Source organism: Streptomyces sp. NPDC002784, from assembly GCF_053592135.1.
Map to the genome: position 1 here is coordinate 1 of NZ_JBSFVD010000167.1, position 1570 is coordinate 1570.

The window sequence follows — 1570 nt, forward strand, 5'->3', positions numbered from 1 at the left end:
CCTGGGGGGTATAACGTTCGAGGTCGTTGAGTCATACCCCCCAGGGGTATGTAGGAACTCTGTCTTTGGGGAGCCGGTCATGGAAGCCGTCAATCCGCGTCGCTGGTGGGCCCTTGGGGTGCTCGCCGCCGCACAGTTCATGGTGATCATGGACACGTCGATCATCGGCGTGGCGCTGCCTGAGATGCAGCGCGACCTTGGGTTCTCCCAGGGAGATCTGCAATGGGTGTTCAACGCCTACGTCATCGCCTTCGGCGGACTGCTCCTGCTGGGCGGTCGCCTCTCCGACCTGCTGGGCGCCCGGAAGGTGTTCGTGGCCGGCTGGAGCGTCCTGATCGCCGGCTCCGTCGTGGCCGCGGCCGCGCAGAGCGCGTGGGTCGAGGTCGCCGGCCGGGCCGTGCAGGGGGTGGGCGGCGCGCTGATCGCACCCGCCTCGATGACCCTGCTGATGATGCTCTTCGGCCACAGCCCCAAGGAACTGGGCAAGGCCCTGGCCCTGTACGGCGCGGCCGCCCCGGCCGGCGGCACCGCTGGCGTCTTCCTGGGCGGGGTGTTCACCGAGTGGGCCAGCTGGCCGTGGGTGTTCATCATCTACATCCCGATCGGCATCGCGACCCTGCTCGCCACCGGCCTGCTGCCGGCCGTCGCCGCCCGCCGCGGCGGCAGTGTGGACGTCCTCGGCGCGGCGGCGGTCACCGCCGGGCTCGCGCTCACCGTCTTCACCGTGGTCCGCGCCCCCGAGATCGGCTGGGGAGCAGCGCAGACGGTCCTTCAGTTGATCGCAGGGGCCGCCCTGCTGGTTGTGTTCGTCCTCATTCAGCGGTCCGCGAAGTCGCCGCTGATGCCGCTCGGCATCTGGCGTACCCCTGGTCTCGGCGTCTCCAACCTGGCGATGGCCTTGCTGGGGGCGGCCTGGATCCCGATGTGGTACTTCCTCAACCTCTACCTCCAGCAGGTCCTCGGCTACGGCGCCTTCGCCTCGGGAGCGGCCCTGCTGCCGATGACCGGCCTGCTGATGCTCTTCATGACCACCGCCAGCGCCCGCCTGCTCGGCCGCTTCGGCCCCAAGCCGCTCATCACCGGCGGCCTGCTCGTCCTCGCCGCGGGCCTGGTATGGCTGTCGGCCGCCCGCCCCACCGGCACCTTCCTCATCGACGTCCTGCCCGCCTCGCTGGTGGCAGCCCTGGGCATGGCGCTCGCCTACATCCCGACCCTGATGGCAGCCATGTCCGCCGCCCCGCAAGAGCAGGCGGGCCTGGCTTCGGGCATCGTCAACACCACCTACCAGGTCGGCTCCGCCCTCGGTCTCGCCGCCCTGACCGCACTCGCCACCTCCCAAGGTGCGGGCGCACTCGGTGACCTGACCGCCCTCACCGACGGGTTCAGCGCAGCCTTCCTCGCCGCCGCCGGCATCGCCGCCGCGGGCGCCCTGGCCACCCTCGCCCTCATGCCTGGCAAGCCGCAGAGCCCGCCCGTCGAAACCGCCACCACCGAGGAGGCCCCACGGCGTCAGTACGCCGGCAACTGACCAGAGGGAAAGCGAAAGGGCCCGCCGATGGGTATCGGCGGG

The 1570-nt window shown here is 70.8% G+C and carries 1 protein-coding gene; it reads left to right on the plus strand.

Features of this window, described 5'->3' with window-relative positions; translation table 11 throughout:
• Nucleotides 1–79: 79 nt before the first annotated feature.
• Nucleotides 80–1528 carry an MFS transporter gene (locus tag ACWD1Z_RS37525; protein WP_451125404.1) on the plus strand — a complete coding sequence of 483 codons (1449 nt, stop codon included), beginning with the start codon at nt 80–82 and terminating at the stop codon, nt 1526–1528.
• Nucleotides 1529–1570: the final 42 nt, after the last annotated feature.